The organism is Sulfurospirillum multivorans DSM 12446, assembly GCF_000568815.1.
GTDB classification, from domain to species: domain Bacteria; phylum Campylobacterota; class Campylobacteria; order Campylobacterales; family Sulfurospirillaceae; genus Sulfurospirillum; species Sulfurospirillum multivorans.
The window spans coordinates 1,107,430-1,125,699 of record NZ_CP007201.1 but is presented as its reverse complement, the minus strand read 5'-3'; the positions used below and the strand labels follow the sequence as shown (position 1 = coordinate 1,125,699).

15 protein-coding genes and 1 CRISPR repeat array (1 of these 16 only partly in view) are annotated in these 18,270 nt (G+C 38.4%); of the genes, 5 read left to right on the top strand and 10 right to left on the bottom strand.

The features are described 5' to 3' along the window. A CRISPR array of direct repeats spans positions 1–1,114; the repeat unit is 30 nt; unit sequence GTTTCAATACAACCTTTGTGTCGGTTCGAG (it extends 8,405 nt beyond the left edge of the window). Between the two features lie 165 nt (positions 1,115–1,279). The 9 genes from cas2 to cas6 are packed head-to-tail and all read right to left on the bottom strand — an operon-like array spanning position 1,280 to position 10,527. Next, positions 1,280–1,591: a CRISPR-associated endonuclease Cas2 gene (gene cas2 / locus SMUL_RS05725; RefSeq protein ID WP_025344303.1), complete on the bottom strand. Its 312-nt coding sequence runs from the start codon at positions 1,589–1,591 to the stop codon at positions 1,280–1,282. Further along, positions 1,588–2,592: a type I-B CRISPR-associated endonuclease Cas1b gene (gene cas1b / locus SMUL_RS05720; RefSeq protein WP_025344302.1), complete on the bottom strand. Its 1,005-nt coding sequence runs from the start codon at positions 2,590–2,592 to the stop codon at positions 1,588–1,590. The genes cas2 and cas1b overlap by 4 nt, the downstream gene beginning before the upstream one ends. 6 nt (positions 2,593–2,598) lie before the next feature. Beyond that, positions 2,599–3,087, bottom strand: a complete 489-nt coding sequence (locus SMUL_RS05715; protein ID WP_025344301.1) for a CRISPR-associated protein Cas4 — start codon at positions 3,085–3,087, stop codon at positions 2,599–2,601. Further along, positions 3,084–3,896 carry a BRO family protein gene (locus tag SMUL_RS05710; RefSeq protein ID WP_025344300.1) on the bottom strand — a complete coding sequence of 271 codons (813 nt, stop codon included), beginning with the start codon at positions 3,894–3,896 and terminating at the stop codon, positions 3,084–3,086. Before SMUL_RS05710 ends, SMUL_RS05715 begins: the two co-directional genes overlap by 4 nt. Before the next feature lie 14 nt (positions 3,897–3,910). Further along, positions 3,911–6,250: a CRISPR-associated helicase Cas3' gene (gene cas3 / locus SMUL_RS05705; protein WP_223809805.1), complete on the bottom strand. Its 2,340-nt coding sequence runs from the start codon at positions 6,248–6,250 to the stop codon at positions 3,911–3,913. A 52-nt stretch (positions 6,251–6,302) separates the two neighbouring features. Continuing rightward, a complete protein-coding gene (gene cas5b / locus SMUL_RS05700; protein WP_025344298.1) occupies positions 6,303–7,064 on the bottom strand; it encodes a type I-B CRISPR-associated protein Cas5b in 762 nt (253 codons plus the stop codon). Positions 7,065–7,067: 3 nt separating this feature from the next. Next, a complete protein-coding gene (locus SMUL_RS05695) occupies positions 7,068–7,973 on the bottom strand; it encodes a type I CRISPR-associated protein Cas7 (RefSeq protein ID WP_038533088.1) in 906 nt (301 codons plus the stop codon). A gap of 14 nt (positions 7,974–7,987) precedes the next feature. Further along, positions 7,988–9,814, bottom strand: coding sequence for a hypothetical protein (locus SMUL_RS05690; RefSeq protein ID WP_025344296.1), 1,827 nt, complete (start codon positions 9,812–9,814; stop codon positions 7,988–7,990). Then, positions 9,811–10,527 (bottom strand): CRISPR-associated endoribonuclease Cas6, encoded by a 717-nt coding sequence (cas6, locus tag SMUL_RS05685; protein ID WP_025344295.1) that lies wholly within the window; start codon positions 10,525–10,527, stop codon positions 9,811–9,813. The genes SMUL_RS05690 and cas6 overlap by 4 nt, the downstream gene beginning before the upstream one ends. 123 nt (positions 10,528–10,650) lie before the next feature. Between cas6 and ybaK the strand changes: the two genes are divergently transcribed. The 5 genes from ybaK to SMUL_RS05660 all read left to right on the top strand — a co-directional run bounded on the left by ybaK (position 10,651) and on the right by SMUL_RS05660 (position 17,473). Next, complete coding sequence (gene ybaK / locus SMUL_RS05680; protein ID WP_025344294.1) at positions 10,651–11,130, top strand: Cys-tRNA(Pro) deacylase; 480 nt, start codon at positions 10,651–10,653, stop codon at positions 11,128–11,130. A 51-nt stretch (positions 11,131–11,181) separates the two neighbouring features. Continuing rightward, the gene (locus SMUL_RS05675; protein ID WP_025344293.1) at positions 11,182–12,264 is read left to right on the top strand and encodes an FIST signal transduction protein; all 1,083 of its coding nucleotides are present in this window, start codon (positions 11,182–11,184) and stop codon (positions 12,262–12,264) included. A gap of 87 nt (positions 12,265–12,351) precedes the next feature. After that, a complete protein-coding gene (locus SMUL_RS05670) occupies positions 12,352–13,569 on the top strand; it encodes a sensor histidine kinase (protein ID WP_025344292.1) in 1,218 nt (405 codons plus the stop codon). 3 nt (positions 13,570–13,572) lie between these two features. Beyond that, a complete protein-coding gene (locus SMUL_RS16535; protein WP_025344291.1) occupies positions 13,573–15,747 on the top strand; it encodes a sensor histidine kinase in 2,175 nt (724 codons plus the stop codon). Further along, positions 15,737–17,473 carry an EAL domain-containing protein gene (locus SMUL_RS05660; RefSeq protein ID WP_223809781.1) on the top strand — a complete coding sequence of 579 codons (1,737 nt, stop codon included), beginning with the start codon at positions 15,737–15,739 and terminating at the stop codon, positions 17,471–17,473. Before SMUL_RS16535 ends, SMUL_RS05660 begins: the two co-directional genes overlap by 11 nt. On the opposite strand, the gene SMUL_RS05655 is transcribed toward SMUL_RS05660, so the two are convergent. Further along, complete coding sequence (locus SMUL_RS05655) at positions 17,457–18,149, bottom strand: response regulator transcription factor (protein WP_025344289.1); 693 nt, start codon at positions 18,147–18,149, stop codon at positions 17,457–17,459. The two genes, SMUL_RS05660 and SMUL_RS05655, sit on opposite strands and share 17 nt — an antisense overlap. Positions 18,150–18,270: the final 121 nt, after the last annotated feature.

Sequence of the window (18,270 nt, the reverse complement as noted above, 5' to 3'; positions counted from 1 at the left end):
TCATTCCGATAATGCTCATCGCATTATCTTTTTGTTTCAATACAACCTTTGTGTCGGTTCGAGAGTAGCGAAATTCTTTACAACAAAACGGGAAGCGAGTTTCAATACAACCTTTGTGTCGGTTCGAGTCCCAAAAAAATACGATTATTCAAGGAGTTTACAAAGTTTCAATACAACCTTTGTGTCGGTTCGAGCGTTCAGAGAACGAGGATATGGAGAATGGAAAGCATGTTTCAATACAACCTTTGTGTCGGTTCGAGTGACAGTAATCGTGGCACTCTCTGCACACTGCAATTGTTTCAATACAACCTTTGTGTCGGTTCGAGTAAGATGAGAGAAAGTGATTGCAAACAATATCTTATGTTTCAATACAACCTTTGTGTCGGTTCGAGCAATCGAAAGCAATGTAAAAGAGGCTTCTAATTAAGTTTCAATACAACCTTTGTGTCGGTTCGAGTTGTATTGTTCTAAGAAGTCACGTTCTGTTAACACGGTTTCAATACAACCTTTGTGTCGGTTCGAGGCTCTTAATGGATTGCCGTCAATAACTGCACCAGTGTTTCAATACAACCTTTGTGTCGGTTCGAGCGGTCATGTACATAGTTTTAGGCAAATATTACTAAGGTTTCAATACAACCTTTGTGTCGGTTCGAGGCACGTGGACGTAAGGTAGGCGGTATCTTATATGTAGTTTCAATACAACCTTTGTGTCGGTTCGAGTATATCTTTTATTATTTTTGTTATTGCATCTTTGCAGTTTCAATACAACCTTTGTGTCGGTTCGAGACGGTGAGTTATTGGCACGTATTCTATTAGTTGCGTTTCAATACAACCTTTGTGTCGGTTCGAGGCACGTGGACGTAAGGTAGGCGGTATCTTATATGTAGTTTCAATACAACCTTTGTGTCGGTTCGAGCAAAATGTCGCACCCTGACGGAGGCGAATATACAAGGTTTCAATACAACCTTTGTGTCGGTTCGAGTCTACTTTATAATCTTCTTCGGTGTATTCTACGACTGTTTCAATACAACCTTTGTGTCGGTTCGAGAAATAACTTTGACGGCGATTTGTCTGAATGGATTGCGTTTCAATACAACCTTTGTGTCGGTTCGAGGGCTAGATTATGGTGCTTTCTAAAATACAAAATCCCATAAAATAGCCATTTGTGTCATTTTTTCCAATTAAAATTAACAATGAATTGTTAAAGATCAAAAAGGCGACTTAACGCCCTATTTTAGCAACTTTTCGCCTAAAAAAAACTAAACTTTGGTTGGAAAAATTAGATGAAAATTCCTTCGCTCTCCTTTTTTGGGTTGCCTAGCGTCTCTTCGCTGAAGCTTCCCGATGTTAGCATCTTGATGATTGTCACAAAATCTATCTCTTTATCGATCACTTTTTTGAGTTCACTTTGGAGTTTTATTTGGTTGGCAGGGGTGATGTTGCCTCTGAAAATGGACTTTTGGTGGTGTTTGAGGTATTTTTTGCAGATTTTAAAAACCTTGGCGACGCGGTATTTGCCGACTTCGCTAAACTCATCTGCGATGTCATAAAATAAAAAGACATAATTGTAATTGGTCGTGTCTTTTTTCACATCTTTTCCTTGAGCAAAAAGGGCGTAAATTCTCGTCCTTCGACGATGGTTTTGATGAGTTTGTAGCCGTCTAGTTTGAGGCAATGTTTGTAGGAGACCTTGCGTTTAAGCTTTACATGTAAGAATGTTTCGTTCATGCGTTCTTCAAATGCATCAATGAAAATCTTCTTGCCCTCTTCGTTTAAAAGTGCGTAGTTTAGGGATTTGTCAAAGTGTTTGAGCACTTGAAGTTTCTTTCGTCCAACCAAATCAAAGATGGTTTTAAACACGATGACTGGCTTAAATGCTTCGCTTAAGTCCAGACTCAAACTAAAGCGCCCTTCTCTTGGACTGTGAAGAAAACTGATGGACTGGTTAAGATGTGTGTGGTAGATGGAGGCGATGGTTTTGGTGTATAAAAGTGTGTTGCCAAAGCTGATGAGTGCGTTTATGGGATTGTCGGGTGGGCGTTTGACACGCTTGTTCATCACGAAATCTTCAGGTAAAAAATACTTAAAACTGTCGTAAAACCGACTCCAAATCTGCCCCTCGACAAAGAGTATCTGCTCCACTTTCATCGTTACATGTAAAAGAGAAGGCACATCGTTTTTCAGCCAATCGATATACGGCTTGAGCTCTTTTTTGTCGTGGCGATAGTAGTGGTACAACACTTCGTGGATATTTTGAGCGATGGCGGAGACGATACTTTTGGCGATAACCAAGCGTTCATTGACAAAACTCAAAGACTGTTTTATGGTCAAATCGCCGCTGATGAGATACTCTTTGGGGTAAAAACTGCCGCTGTAGTTGCCGTGGTAGTTAAAGATGTGCATCGTGATGCCAGCCCTAGCGATGAAGTCCAAAAACTTCGTGTTGAAGCTCACCTCATTGAGGCAGTAAAGCTCTCTCGTCTCTTCGATGGGCAGGTAAAAATTGCCCTTTTCGTTGCTAAAGGCGATGGAGTTGTCTTTTCGTTTCAGTTCGCCCATCGAGAAGATGTAGCGTGTGTGATTTTTTGCCATGTTACCTCATATAAAACAGTAATCAAAATAAGCGCATTTTTTGCATTTGTTCTCAAACTTAGGCGCTGGAGGTGTCGGCGAAGTAATCAGCGTCGTTATAGCTTCCAAAACGGACAAAAGTGCTTTTTCATTCGCATCATCTAGCTCAATGATCTCACTTTTGGTGTTGTGATTTTTTTCGTGATACTCGACTTTGCCCTTGCGCTCAATGCCTTTGCCTCTTAGTTTGTACAGATAAAGCAACACCTGCCACTTCACCGCTTCAGGATCAGAGTCAGACTTTTTTAGCTCCACAAGGTACTCTTTGGTAATCTTATCGATCTTGACATTGTCTATCTTCACTTCGGCTTTTTGCGCTTTCTCTTCGCTGATCTCATGCAACACTTTCCCGATGCGCACATCCTCACTGTTGTCTTCAAGGTTGATGCGATTGGCGTGAAGCCAACACTGCGTGCGACAATGAAAATAGTAGTTGATGAGGGTTCCTGTGATCATTTGTCTTCCAATAATCCTCTAGCATTTTGCTTCGTCACCACTTTCTTACCCGTCTTTTTCTCAATCGCTTTTCGTGTATCTCCTGCAATGATACCGCCTTGTTTGGCGACTTTTTTACTCTCATCAAACCCTTTAGGCTTTTTTTCTTTTGAGATTTCTGCGGTGGTTGCTTCGGCTAGCATCGTGAGCACCAGCTCCAAATTTGTCATATTGTCTCGAAGGTTTTCTTTTTTGAGATTTTTTAACTTTTTATACGCTTGTGTGGTGTGACCGCTCCATGCTTGTGAAATAATGTCAGTTAAAAATGCAAACTCTTTGCCCTCCTCTAAACCTCTTTTTTTCCACTCATCAGTCAATTCTTTTCGCACTTCGATACTTTTGAGTCGTTGGTTGATCCATTTTTCGGTATATCCCAATTTGAGATAGTCCTGCATCGCTTGATCTATGGACTTTTCAGGGTCTTGCATCGACTCGATTCTCTCATAACCTATTTTTGCGAGCCACTGCTTAAATGGTTCGACTTGAGGAGAAGGAATGGACTGAATGAGGCGTAAAAGCTGTTCAGTTGTCGCCACATCTGTAGCTCTCATTTTTCCATCACTTGCTTGCATTTTCAACTGGCTACAATTTGTAGCCAGTTGACTTCCTTCGTTTTTAAGGCGTATTTTCAATACGCTCCAGTATTTTCTAGGATTAGAACTTTGGGTGAAAACCTCAATCGCATCTATAACACTAAAATACCAAAGCTCATTCTCTTCATCCCAATGGCTTCGTATTTTTTTCGATTCAAAAAGTTGTATTTTTTCCATGGGATTCCTTGTTTTTATAAAAAATGAGAGTTTTTGATTGCATTGTATTGCTCCCTGTCAAACTTACCTTCTGAGGTAATAAAATTACCATACTCTTGTACAAAATAATAGCCATACATTTCATCGCCAATGCTCGGTCTTTGCCCTTCATGATTTTTAAAAATGGTAAATGTAAAAAACTGCATGAGTGCGTTTATTCGAGATTTTGCTACCTCTTTTTTTGCAAAGCCATCTATTTCATTTAAGGCTAAAAAAGCATCCCATACTTTTTGACCATCTAAATAACCATCACTTAAAAATCGTTCTTCTAAATTCTTCGGGGCAAATTCTTGAACGCCTTTGTATTGAGCAATGTCAATTTTAAAAGGAAAATAGAGTGTAAAATTATTAGAGCTAATTAATGTCATCGTTTTAGCAATTTCTTTATAATTAAGCTTTTTTAACAATGTTGTAAAGTTATCATAATTTGTCAGTAAGCCGTTCTCAAACCTATCACTACTTTTTTTAATCTCCGCTAAAACTTCTTGATAATAAACTCCAAACGATTTATTTGCCAAAATATCTCTATAGATTTCATGCGTCAGATCAAAGTTCAAACGATGGTCGTTACAGTAAATTTCTGATGCTTCGTCCATATTGAAAAAATAGACTTTCCCTTCACGCTTACAACTTCGATTGATTCGCCCCATAAACTGCTCTTCACTATCGAGTGTTGAGATGTCTTTAAAACCTATATCCATATCAATGTCAACACCAGCTTCAATGACTTGCGTTGCAATGATAATAAGAGGCATATCTTCTTTACTTTTATTAATAATTAACTGCCGATATGCCTTATTGTCATCGCCACTAAGTTCATAAACATTTTTATATGTCGCTTTGATGCGTGTATAAAACTCTCGTGCGCTCTTTTTTTTGATAAATTCAAAAAGAATCTTTTTGCTTTTTGGCTGAGCCTTTAATATTTCTTCTAAATGTTCAAAAGTCATCGTCTCATTTAAAAATGTGAAATCAGCCTGCACTCTATCCTTGAAAAGAGTATGCGTAAAAAAATATTCTCTCTTTTCTTTTGAAATCAAATCAACAAAATTATTTTTCTCTTTTAGGAAGTAATCAAGTTTAGGCAAAGTTGCTGACATGATGATAATTTTTATATTGAGTAATGCAGCGTATTGGTCGAAAAACTCCACCATATAATGCCATAAATGGTTATTGTAACTTTGTATTTCATCTAAAATAATGACACTGTTTGCCAACTGCCACAGAGGAAAATTATCTTCTTTAGATGTTCCAAAAAGAATGTTGAAGAGTGCCACATGCGTCGTAATAATCGCAGGAGCATGAAAGAAAAGGCGGTTAATATAAGACTTTTCGTACTTCGTCTCTTCCTCTTCTTGGTCTTTTGTCGAGATAGGTGTTATGGAATTAATTACTTCTATTGTAAGTTTATTTTTAAATATCTCATCAAACACATTTTTAGTTTGCTCCACCAATGTATTGAACGGGAAAATATAAAAAAGTTTATTGATATGTTCATTGCTCTCTAAAAGTTTTAGCGCTAAATTGATAGAAGTAATGGTCTTGCCGCTACCTGTTGGAGCTTCAAGGTAAAAGATATTTTTATCTAGGTTTTTAAGCAGATTTTGCTCTGCTTCCTGGAACAGTTCAATTCGTAATTTGTTGATTCCCACAGGGTTTTCAAGTTTACATGTAAAGGTAGAAAAAAGTTCATTGAGCCTCTGTTTAGCAGAGCTTGAGAACACTCCAAAATCATCTATTGGTAATCCTGCAATATAATCGGTTGTAGCGTAATAATCACTAGAAACAAGGAGTGAAAAAAGAAGTTTATTGAGGATGTAAAATTCAAACTTGTTATCTAAGTATTCGTCAATATTGTTTTTAATATTATTAAAATCAGGATGGTCATTTTGCTCTTTAGTCGTTTTAGAACAGTAGCTCTCAATGTTGCCTAAATAGCCATGATGCTTGTCAATATGATATGCAAAATTATAAAGAATATACGTCAAACGATAAAATGAAGTGTCATCTTTTATTTGATTGATGGTTGGTCTGTAATAGCTAATATATTCTAGCGCTCCAGTACGTGAATGCGAGCTGTCGCCACAATTTAGATGCTCTTTAAAGAGAGGATTTAACATCTTTTTTGCCTGAAAACATGGATTTTTTTTACCTAAATCATGTAAAAAAATCGCATTTTCAAACATTTCTTTGATCAATACAGCATTCGCACTATCGATTGTATGAATAATTGAGTCAATTAATGGTTCAAGATTCTTACATGTAACGATCTTTTGATAATAGTTACATGTAAGATTAAGATGCGTCGATAACATCTCTTTATCGCTTCCTCGTGTGTGTGCAAAAAACCTCTCATCTATGCCAAAATCAGATAAAAGCATAATTGTTGCCCTCACAAGATAAAACATCTTCGACATTTTCATTTTCAATTTTATGATTTGTAAATATCAAGTTGGCATACTCATAAAAATGATGTTGTTCGTTAAGGCGAATAGGTGAAACTTCTTTAAAATAGTACGATAGCTCACCACGTGGTGGAGATTTGACTATTTGCAATTTATTTTCTTCAAAAAGTGAAGATACTTTTTGCTCTTTGATAAACGGTAAAAGCTCAATAATTCTCACATCATCAATCTTTGCAGGATGGTCATTTTTCCCAAGATAAGGGATAAAAACTGACTTGCCGTTCAAAAAGTACTCACTGATTTTTTGAAAGACTTCACTTTCATCATCAAGTATCAAAATCTGCCACACAGGATTTTCAAGCCACTGCTCACGGACAATGAGATTACCACCTTGCTCAAAACTGGCATAACCAACACTGTTATTGAACGTTTGAATTTTCTTGCTAAAATAGCCATTTGGTGCAAGCGGTGTTATGGCAATTTTGAGCTCTTTTAGTTTTCCATAAAACTCAGGAAAGCCATCGTCATAACTTGAAGAAGCTTTTTTCAAACCTCGATTTTTATTAGACAGTTGATTATGCCCACCAAGTCCGATGATAGCTCCAAGCATTCCCAAAAGTGCTGGTTTATGAATGTTATTGTAGGTAAAATAGGCAAATACATTCACATCAGGTTTTCTAAAACATGCCGTTTTGCCGCTGAGTATAAACCTAAGCGCTTTCATGGGTTATAGTTTCTCTTGGGTAAAGATATTAAATCGACTCAAAGATGTTTTTAGACTAAGTTTAAATGGATTGAAATAAACTTCAACACTCGCATATTTTCCCTCAATTAACTTCTCAAGATCACTAAGATCAATCTCTCTTTTTTGGCTATCAAATTTGATATAGTCACTCAAATCAGGCAAATAACACTCTTCATCTTTACATGTAAGAAACAGAGCAAACTCATTTTCGCATCCAAATTTAGAGTTGGTACTGTATGCCGTAGCACTTACTAATGCCACTTTTTTAAACTCAGCGTAGTCTGCTTCGGTGTAGCCTTGAAACTCTGAGCCTAAAAGGGTTTTGTATTCATCATAATTTTTGGGGTTGATGCTGAAACCGTAAAAGTAATGCGCTTCATCGACGGTGATTTTTGTACCTAGTGTTGATTGCTTTGCTTCTTTGCCTTTTTCTTCTGCTTTAGAATCTGTAAATGGAGATAAAATATCTTGAATTTCTATATTGGTATCGTCATATTTATTAAACCCTTGACCAAATTGCACTGCACCCGTAATCGAAATATTTTGTCCTTCCACTGCAAATGTCGCTCCAAAATTTTTAACATCAATCGCTTTAAAAAGATTATTCATTACTTCTTTTGTCTCAGTTTTTTTATCAATATCGTTAAAAAGTAGCTTGTATCTTTCTCCCAATTGATTTGGAACAATTGAGCCTTTTTCATCTTTCCAACTTTTAATAAAAAGAACTTTTTTACCTTCATTTTCCCACATTTTTTTCATGGGATATTTAAGTGCTTTATCACTTCCAAAAATATCACCGTTACTGGTTGATTTTGGTCTTCCCGTAAAATCCGCATTCCAATTTGCCATTTTTGCTTTAATCCCGATTACGCCATAAACTCTAGTCATCTTAATTCTCCTCTTTAATTTGTATAAAATATATTATCTGTCATCAAACCAATTAAAAGCACATCTATATCATCATGGTTAATTTTTTCATTGTCTTCAAATGCCAAGAGCATTGAATAAGCATTTTTAAATTTAGAATTTTTGGAGACTAAATTTAATTTGTGTTTATATTTTTCCAAATCATTTCGCAGATGATTTTTAAGCATTTTGATATTTTTTGCTTTTAGATAATGTTCCACCAACCTAAATGTTCTATTACTTGATTCACTTTGAGAAACCAAGTAATATGCCATCTGCCCTGAGAGCAATAAAAAATCTTCCTTTGATAACTTCTCATAATCATTAACACTAATTTTCTCTTTTAGTGTCTGCAACTTAGATCGAATATCCATAACTTCCCCTTTGTAGTATTCATTTAGAGATATTTTTAAATTTAAAAACTCGGAAACTAAAAATTTAATTTTTGAATCATCGGCATGTTCATAATGATATAAAATCATATCTGTTATAAAATTTGCAATTTTTGCATAAAATTCTTTTCCTGTAATTTGTCCTTTCCTAAAATAGGAAAAACAAATCCCTCTAACTATAAAAATAAGATTTACAAGCTTTCCCTCTGTTTTATCAATTTTTTCAGATAAATAATTTGTTTTCAATTTATTAAAAAATAATTTATTTATTTCATCTTCTAATAAATATTCTTCATAAAAAGGTTGCTTATTATCTATAGGAATTTTATCTTTCAGCAATAAAAGATGATTTTTCAGAATAAATGGATTCTTCTTAAATTCACTGATAAAACTTGGTAAAAACTCAAATAATTCATAATTTTTCTTTTTCATAATGATAAATTGACCAAAATCCGCATTTAAAAAAGGTTTTTCTTGTGTCGTAAAATTTTCAATTTCAAGATAAAAAATTCCTTTATCAATTGAAAGATAATCATCCAAGTATTTAATATATAAAGCTTCGTCTTTACTTTTTGGAAAGGAGATTTTATATTTTGTATTAAGATGCAACATAAAAGGTTTACTTGCATTCAAAGTATTATCTAAAAAAGGCAACCCTAAATCACCTATTTTTTTGCCTTCATCTTCGACCGTAAATAAACTATTCGATAAATATTTGATTTCGCTTTCTTGATACTCTTGAACAGACTTATTTCTAAATATTTTTACTTTAATCTGTTTGTGTGCATATTCTTTAAATTCATTTTTTAGTTGGGAGAGAATATATAAAAGCTTCTCTTTAGTAAAAAATTGTTCCTCTATACAAGTATAATCTTCAACCAATTTCTTAAAATAAGCCGAAAGTGCTACTTCAGTAATAAAGCACTCTTCTGAAAGAAATTTCACATCTGATTCATTCAAAAAATCACATTTTTGAATAAATTCATCTACAAAATAAACCGTATCAGATGGCTGAAATATTGCTATAACATTATTTTGATACTTGGAATAAAATTGTGATTTTGCTGTCGTTTTTTTATTAGTAGGATCAGGCTTAACATCAAAAAGCTTTTTAAAACTCTCCAATGTTACCATTGGAAAAGTATCAAATCTCCCAAATAAAGCCAAATTACTGTTACTGAAAATCATTTGACTTCCAACAGCTTTGTTGTTATTTAGGTATTTCGCTTTAATGCTTCTTATGCTAAACCAATCGTATAAATCATCTCTTTTAACATTTTTATCAACAATTAGCTTTTCTACAATATTGGCATCTTCATCTATTTTAATACAAATAGCAGGCTCTTTTTCTAATGCAAATTTTGATGATAAAATCTTTCCATCTGTTTGGATATACAATTCTTTAAATCTCAAATAAACATCATTAATCATTTCATCCCCCTTCCCAGCATGAAACCAGCTCCATAACTGTTCTTTTCACTTAAACCACACGCCAGCGCAACAAACGCCAGCTTCTGGCTCACCTCATCTTCGTTGATTATTAGACTAACTTTATTACCAAAAAAACGGATGGCTTTGCCGTCTTTATGGATAACGATATTTTGAGGCTTTTCATTAAGAATTTTAATCATTTGAATGCAGTTTTCTTTTACATGTAAAGATTCGCCAAAAAAGCTTTGGTATTTTTTTTCGGCGTTTTCGTGGAGTTGTTTTTGGAGTTGGATGATGTCGCCGCTTTCTTGCATTGTCCAGTATTTGCCGTTTCCAACGGAGACGATGACGGGGGTGGCGCTGTAGAGTTCGGTGATGAAAAACTGTGAAATAGTTTTTTTATGGGCTTCGACGACGAGGAGATTTTCGTTGTTGATGTTTTGGCGGAGCGTGGTTTTGAGTGTGTCGATGAGCGTTTCATCTAAGGAGCGAATGGTGAAGCTGTAGAGATTGCCTTGTTTGTAGACTTTCTCTTTTTCGATGGGTAGAAGCCCTCCGAAAACGTAGTATTTGAAGCCCTCTTTCTGATGGACTTCGCCTATCCCTTCTTGGTACATCGAAAAACTGATGTATTTGGAGAGCAACTCAAAGCTTGCTTGAAACGCTATATTTTTCTTAATAAATACCTTGCATGTCAGTTCAAAATAGTTCACACAAAATCCTTTTTTTTAAGATTAAATAATCTTACTACAATTTTTATCAAGTGATTTCAAAATATTTCATTTTGATATATTTTGTGCTACCATCTTTTTAAAAATGTTTCTAGGAAGAAAAATATGAGCCTAAAAAAAACCAATGCGGCGCGGTTTTTGGACACACTGAAACTGCCTTATGAAATGACTTCGTATGAAGTAGATGAAGAGGACTTAAGTGCGGTGCATGCGGCGGCATCGCTTGGGGTGGATGCTTCGTGTGTGTTTAAAACACTCGTTGCGAGGGATGATGCTAAGCGTATTGTGGTGGCGTGCATTCCAGCGGCTGATGAGATAGACTTGAAGGCTTTGGCGAAGGTGGCGCAGGCTAAGCGGTGCGAACTTGTGGCAGTAAAAGAGCTTTTAGCGCTTACGGGTTACATTCGTGGTGGGTGTTCACCGCTTGCTATGAAAAAACATTACGCGACGTTTATCGATGAAAGCATACATCAACATGAAAAAGTGTACGTCAGTGCGGGGCTTCGGGGTGTGCAACTGCGCCTTTCACCTTTGGTTCTTATTGAAGCTTCAAAAGCAATGTGTGCATCTTTAACAAAGCACTAAATCTTTACATGTAAAGATTTTACAACGCGTTTGTCACACTTGGAGTATACAATGCCTCTAAGAAAACTTTTGGAGCACGCGATGTTTGAATGTATCTCTTTTTTTGAGCGCATTGAGGACTTACATGTAAAGCTAAAAAAAGGCACGTATGTCCTGCTGATTGCGGAGGAGACTCCTTTTTTGGAGATCTTGCAAAAAGAGGGCGTGACGCTGTGTGGTGCTATTTTTCCAAGGGTTATTTTTAAAGGCAAAACGTATACGCAAGGTATTATTGCCGCTAAACTTAGCGCAACGTCTTCGATGCAGATCATCGATATGGACGAGCCTCAGCAACTTCGCACCGATCCTAACACCAGCGCTATCTTTGCCATTGTTGATGGTTTTTCAACGCAAATTGATGACTTTTTAGAAGAGTTTTATTCACTTTTACCTGAGAAAACAAAACTTATCGGAGGCGGAGCGGGCAAAACCAATCTCATCCAAGAGCCTGTTATTTTTGATACGTACCGTTTTTACATGAATGCGGCGATTATCATCACCTCACCGCATACCATTGGTGTGGGTGTCAAACATGGGTGGAAACCTCTCTTAGGCCCCTTTATCGCTACGTCGTGCAAAGGCAATGTTTTGGAAAAGATGAACTACCAAGACGCCTTTACCATCTATAAAGAAGCGGTCGAAAACGAGAGTGGATTTTGCTTTGATACAACGCCTTTTTTTCAATTTTCTCAACGTTATCCACTGGGGATTGTACGCTACAACAAAGATTTTATCGTTAGAGAGCCTGCCAGCACCGATGGCAATGCTATCGTTTTAGTGGGTGATCTTGATGAGAACTCTGTCCTCTTAATTCTCAAAGGCGAAAAAGAAGATCTCTTAGAAGCAGCCAAAGAAGCGGCACAGATTTCACGTTTCAATAAAGAAGAGGATACGGTTCAGTCCATACTGCTGATCGATTGTATCGCGCGGTATCTGTTTTTAGAAGAATTGTTTCCCAAAGAGTTGGAAGCTATTTCCAGCGTTTACCCTAGTAAAAGCCTTCTTTGGGGCGCTCTAAGCCTCGGGGAAATCGCCAATGCCAACCAAGAAGGCATCGAGTTTTACAATAAAACCTGCGTTGTCGGTACCCTCTAAACGTCATCATTATTGTCTGTATCAGCTTCTTTATGGTATCTTACAGTATAGTGAATCATCCACATGATCCTTTTCTAGGGGGCTTTGATGCAACAACTCAATGAGCAACTTCTCATCACATTTGAATGTGTCAGTGCCATAGGAACGTCACTGCAACTTCGAGAGATGATGGATCATTTTTTAAAGGTTTTTTCACGCAAAATGGGCGCCCTTGCCTCTATTTATTGGACGTATGACCCAAAAGCACACACGTACAAACAGCTCTGTCTCAACGGCAAAAAGGCGTATCAAGCGCTCTTTGTACCTCCTTCTTGTTCAACACCACTGGAGTCCATTCGTTTTAATCACGCTAGTGGCAAACATCTTTTACATGTAAAGGTGGGAGAGGATTGGATTGGGTTTATCTTTCAAGCTTCTGAGGCAGAAATCGAACTCATCAAAGCCATCATCGCTTCGTTTGAATCCAAACTGGAAAATGCCATTCAGGCATGCAAAAACCATCTTGAACTCATCGAAATCAACCAAACACTGGAACGTCGTGTCGAAGAAGAAGTGCTTAAAAACAGAGAAAAAGATCAGCACATTTTGCAACAGTCTCGCTTGGCACAAATGGGGGAGATGATCAGCATGATCGCGCATCAATGGCGCCAACCTCTAGGCTCTATTTCGGCGGTTGCGGCGTCCATCAAACTCAAAACTTCGCTCAACCGTTTTGACTACACCACGCCTGAGGGCATTGAAACGAGCAAGCTTTTTTTAGGCGAAGCGATGAGCAAAATCGAATCGTATGTGCAGTTTCTCACCCATACCATTGATGATTTTCGAAACTTCTTCAAACCCAATAAACAAAAAGAGAGTGTGACCCTTGCGCAACTGGTGAACCGAACACTGGAGATCATCGGCAAAGCGCTGGAGATCAACGGCATCACCATCAACGTTGAAACACGCTCAAACCATGAGCTTTTTACCTATGCCAACGAAGTGACGCAAGTCATTTTGAACATTTTGAAAAATGCGGAAGATGTCATCAAAGAGCGTGAAATTAAGCGCGCGCAGATTCTAATTACGATTGAAAATGAAGGCAGTTGGCAAATCATCAGCATCGAAGATAACGCTGGAGGCATTCCTGAATCGGTGTTGCCTCACATTTTTGAGCCCTATTTTTCGACCAAATCGGAAAAAAATGGCACAGGGCTTGGGCTTTACATGTCCAAAACAATTATTGAAGAGCATTGTGGTGGAGAAATCCTCGCTTTTAATACTTCAATGGGTGCCAAATTTACCATCAAACTTCAAGAAGGTTAACCTATGGTTCAAAACACCCTTGCACGCTTGGTCAAAAAAGAGTACTTACGCTCTATCATTTTCCCGCTTTTACTCATAGAAATGATGCTTTTAGTGGCTTATTTTTGGAGCAATGCGTATGTCAATGCAACCACGAAAACGGCGCTGATTGAAGAGAGCAAAGTGCATATCAAGGAGCTGAGCAAACGCTCAGCCACCATCGTCAATAACGAATTTAAAACGCTCTCAAGCTTAACACGGCTTTTTCAAAAAGAGCATGAGCACTTTTTTTCCACCTTTAACCCTTTACATGTAAACACCACTGATAGTACCTATGTGCAAACCAATTCGGGCGTTTTGTTTAACACGCAAAAAAATGAAGAGAGCTGTTCACTTTTTTTCTCAAACGCGCAAAAACAGAGCCCAAACCGCTTGGAAAAAGCCATCGCCACGGAGAAACTCGACCCCTTTTACACAGCCATTCTGCAGAGCAATACCAATATCGCGCAGGTCTATTTTAACAGTTATGACTCCATGAACAGGCTCTGCCCTTTTATGCCCAATGCGCTAGGTCAATACGCCCATGACATCGCCATTCCAACGTTTAATTTTTACTACCTTGCTGACGCGGCACACAATCCAGACAAAAACGTGGTCTGGACCGATGCTTACTTAGACCCAGCAGGAGCTGGATGGATGATCAGTGCGATTGCGCCTGTGTATAAAGGTGATTTTTTAGAAGGCGTTGTGGGCATTGATGTGACGATAGAGCATCTCATAAAAACCATGCTTTCGCTTCAACTGCCTTATCGCTCCATGAGCATGCTTGTTGATGAGCGCGGCAATATTCTTGCGATGAGCGAAGCTTTGGAAGCGCATCTTGGGATTAAAGAGCTCAAAACACACACCTATGATGCGCCCATTGAAGCGACCATCACGAAGCCTCGCGATTTCAATCTTTTCACCAACACCACAAACCCTCTTGCAATGGCGCTCAGTCGTATGATTCAAGAGAACAGAGCCATACTAGAGCTGCAACACACTCAGGGTGATTTTATTATCACGCAAAATACCATTGCGCAGACACGCTGGAAATTTGTCCTTTTGCTCGACAAAGACTCTTTGCTCAAAAACAGCACCCAACTCAAAGCGAAAACAAACGTTATCGGCTACCTTGCACTAGGCTTTATGGGACTTTTTTACCTCATTTTTCTTGGCATCCTTTTAGCGCGTGCGAAAACGTTTTCAAACCATATACTCAACCCTTTGCAAGAGCTCATCGAAGCGACCAAAACCTTCAAAGACAAACTCACAGTGACACAAATAGAGCGCTCCAACATTGTCGAGATCAACACACTTCTGGACAATTTCACCGCGATGAGTCAAGAGCTCCAAGAGCTGTACGACTCGATGGATAAGAAGATCAAAGAGGGCGTGGTTGAACACATGGAGACGCAAAAAATGATGCTGTATCAATCACGTTTGGCACAAATGGGTGAGATGATCAGCATGATCGCACATCAATGGCGTCAGCCACTTGGCTCCATTTCAGCCGTGACTGCTAGCATCAAGCTCAAACAAAGCCTTAAAAAGTTTGATCTTAAATGTGAGCAAGGAAGAGCCGACCAAGAGGAATTTTTACTGGGTGCCATTGGTAAAATTGAGACCTATATCCAGTTTTTAACAACGACCATTGATGATTTTAAAAACTTTTTCAGACCCGAACAACAGCAAGAACAAAGCTCACTCCAGAGGATTATCGATCGGGCACTTGGGCTGATTGGAAAGAGTTTATCGGTGCATCAAATTACGTTACATGTAAACAATACATCGTCCAATTCACTCATCACCTATGAGACGCAAATGATGCAAGTGCTCATCAATATTTTGAAAAATGCGCAAGATGCCATCCTTGAAAAAAAGCTAGAAAATGGTACTATATGGATCAATGCGTACGAAGATAACGCCTTTTTTGTCATCGAGATAGAGGATAATGCAGGAGGCATCCCTGATGCCATTCTTCCTAAAATTTTTGACCCCTATTTTTCGACCAAAGCAGAGCGTAATGGCACGGGGCTTGGACTGTATATGTCTCAAACCATTGTACAAGAGCATTGCCATGGCTCTTTACATGTAGAAAATAAAGCACATGGCGCCAAATTTATGATTAAGATTCGTGGAGAACACCGTGCAAATTAGTCTGACCGATCTGGTCAATCTCACCTCAAAATTGCGTGTTTTATATGCTGAAGACGACCTGATACTGCGTGAAAACACCGTCTCATTGTTGCACGATCTTTTCAGTGAAATCGATGAAGCAAGCGATGGTGCGGAAGCGCTTAAAATCTACAAAGAACACCCCTATGGGTATGACATTCTCATCACAGATCTTAATATGCCGCACATGAATGGCATGGATCTCATTAAACACGTTCAAGCGATCAACCCCAAACAGCCTATTATCGTGGTCTCGGCGCACAATGAAACCGAGTATTTTTTAGAGAGCATTCGCAACAATGTGAGTGGCTACATCTTAAAACCAATCGACTTTGACCAGCTCATCGAAACACTCTACAAAGTGGCATCGCTTGTCAAAGAGCGCCTTGAGAAAGCTTCGCGCCAAGCCACATTAGAGCAAAAACTCGAAGAACAGAGCGAGCAACTGGCGCAAAATTCTCAAATCGTGCATGACTTTTTGACCATAGACACGGTCACCAAACTTCAAAATGCCACCATGCTTTACAACTTTTTAGATAACTTTCCGCAAAATCATCAACTGACTATTATGCTCTACAACATCGATAATTTTAGCTTTATCAACCAAACCTATGGGGCTGAGTTTGCCGATGAAGCGCTGTTTAAAGTCGGCGAATATTTACAATACAACCTCTCCAAAGAGGTGCATCTCTACCGCTACAATTCCGATGAATTTGTCATTATTTTCGATCCACAAATCATCAATCCCGAATTTGTCGCCATCCAAATCCAAGCCTTTTTCAGAGAAACACCCATTGGAGAATACGAAGAAAAACCTATCTATATCACACTTTCGTGTGGCATTGCAACGGCAAATGCGCCCTCTTCACTGCTTCCTAATGCGCGTATTGCCCTGCGTGAAGCGCGTATGCGAGGTGTGCCGAACCAGTACAACATCTACAACACCCAAGATGTTTTTCTCAAACGTGCCAAAATCGAAACCTCATGGATACAAAAGTTTCGTCTAGCCCTCGAAGAAGACCGCGTAGTGCCCTACTTCCAACCCATCGTTGATAACCAAAGCTTGAGCGTGGTCAAGTACGAATGTTTAGCGCGCATTGAAGACGATGGCGAGATCATCTCACCTGCACATTTTCTTGAAGCTGCCAGACGCAGCGGGCTGATGAGCAATCTCACACGCATCATGATCAACAAATCGTTTAAAATTTTTGCAGGTCAAAACGTCGCCTTTTCGCTGAACATTACCAATGAAGATCTGCTTAATCAAACCTTTATCGACTTTTTAGAAACCAAACAAAAACTCTATCGCATCGATCCAGCCTTGGTCACATTTGAGATATTAGAAGACATCATCATCAGCGATATTAACCGTGGACCGCTTCAAAACTTGCATGTGCTCAAGAAGATGGGCTATCTGCTTGCCCTTGATGATTTCGGAAGCGATCGCTCTAATTTTAATCGCTTGGAAAGTTTAGGGGTGGATTTTCTCAAAATCGATGGGCAATTCATCAAAGGCATTGACACCAACCTTCGCAATCAAGACATTGTCGAGTCCATCGCATCCATGGCAAAAAAGATCGGAATGCAGGTTATTGCAGAATTTGTCTCCAACGAAGCAGAGTTTGAGACGGTCAAAAAATTGGGAATTGACTACTCACAAGGCTACTTTTTCAACGCTCCACTACAACTTCCTATGAAGGATGTGTAGAGAGTTTATAGCCTCGATGTTTGAGGTTGATGATGCACTCATCATACCCCAGCTTGTCTCGCACGCGTTTCACAAGGGCTCGAAGCGTTGAGTTATTGACCTCATCGCTCTGCCATATCTCTTGAGAAAGCTGTTCATTACGAACAAATGCGTTGGCATTTTTCACCAAAACAAACAGTAAAAGCTCCTCTTTTGCGGTTAATTCTTGTGGCATTTGGTTTACATGTAAGGTTTTGGTTTTAAGATCAAACGTGATTCCTTTATGCAAAATAACGATTGAGCTATCAATTTTACCCTTTTGCTGTTCTAACTGAGTGGTTGCTTTGATCATCGTGTTGATCAGCAGTTGTGAGTCAAATGGTTTGGTGAGAAAACTGTAGATACCAAGGTTGATGCTTTTGAGAAAATAGTCAACCTCTTTGTACGCCGAGATGACAATGACCATTTGCAAAGGATTTTTTTTCTTGATCTTTTCAACCAAGCCAAGACCGCTTTGGTGGGGAAGTTGGATGTCTGTAATGACAAGGTCATACGAAGCTTTCAGGTATTTTTCATACGCCTCTTCAGCAGAGCCACACGAATCAATCGTATCAAAAAAATCTGATAAAAAAATGCCCAACTCTTCGTTTAAAGAGAGGTCGTCTTCAACAAGGAGTAACGTTAACGTTTCTCGCATTGTGTCTTTCCTTAATGAGTAGATTTGCCCGCGTTACCACACATTGTACTAAGTATAGCGAAAAATATAACCCAAATACAACGCCTACAGTATATAATGAAACGATAAAATCCATGGGAGC